Genomic DNA, 1,010 nt, shown 5'->3' with positions numbered 1-1,010 from the left:
CCCGCTAGCCCCAGCCCGATCATGAGGGCATAGAAACACGAGCGGCTCGAGCCAGACCTTGCCGGCGATCGTCCCGCTAGCCCCAGCCCGATCATGAGGGCATAGAAACACCTTGGCGGGACCCGACAGCTCGGGCAACTGTGCCCGCTAGCCCCAGCCCGATCATGAGGGCATAGAAACCTATTCGTTGAGCTGCTGGGCCTTCCGGAGCTCGGCCTTCCCGCTAGCCCCAGCCCGATCATGAGGTCATGGAAACCGTGGAGCCACATGTAGAAATCGACGATCAGATTAGCCGCTAACCCAAGCGCGATCATGAGGGCATGGAAACGAGGAGGGCTGTTGGCTGTCTTTCTTGGGATTGTCTTCGTTCCGTCGGTCGGCGTTGCCCTTGGTGAGTGGGTGGGCCGGCGGGAGAAGGTTTGGAGTCGGGTGGGGTGTGGTTCTGGCGGGTGGGGAGTTGCGGGAGGCTCAGGGGGCCTTGGTGTGGAGGAACGTGGTGATGGTGGAGTAGGCGAGCTGTTCGGTGAGGGTGAGAGGTGTGCGGTGGGGGCCGGTGACCAGGTTGACCTCGGAGTCTTCGGGGCCGATCTGGGCCTCGAAGACGTGGTAGAGGAGGTGGAACCTGTTGTCGTCGGCGGGGTGGAGTCTTATCCAGAGGGGGGAGGCGCGGCGCAGTTCGTCGCCGGTGGCGGCGTGGAGGGTGAGCGTGGCGTTCTTGCTGAAGACGATGGGCAGGCCGAAGGCGCCGATGCGGGTCTCGACGGGCGGCGGCGCATCGTTCCTGAGGGCGGGGAGCACGGCGGCGCCGTATTCGCGTGTCACCCATCGCCGGTAGGGGGGACGGTCCGCAGGCGGCCAGGGAGGGAGGTTTCGATCCTCGGGGGCGCGGAAGGCGCGTAGGGCGCGGCCGGCGTCGGTGAGCAGCGTGTCCCAGCCGCTGACACGGGTGGAGGCCTGAAGATGCCAGCGGCTCCAGGTGGGGGCGGCCGGCCAGGGGGCGGTGCCGGTAC

The 1,010-nt window shown here is 66.9% G+C and carries 1 protein-coding gene; it reads right to left on the bottom strand.

Features of this window, described 5'->3' with window-relative positions:
- Positions 1-468: 468 nt before the first annotated feature.
- The coding region (locus tag C1A33_RS35295) for a hypothetical protein (RefSeq protein ID WP_207770516.1) at positions 469-1,010 on the bottom strand (542 nt) is incomplete at its 5' end.

It is taken from the genome of Frankia canadensis (assembly GCF_900197875.1).
In the GTDB taxonomy this organism is placed as follows: Bacteria; Actinomycetota; Actinomycetes; order Frankiales; family Frankiaceae; genus Frankia; species Frankia canadensis.
The sequence above is the reverse complement of the archived record's forward strand: the minus strand, read 5'-3'. Positions and strand labels throughout refer to the sequence as shown.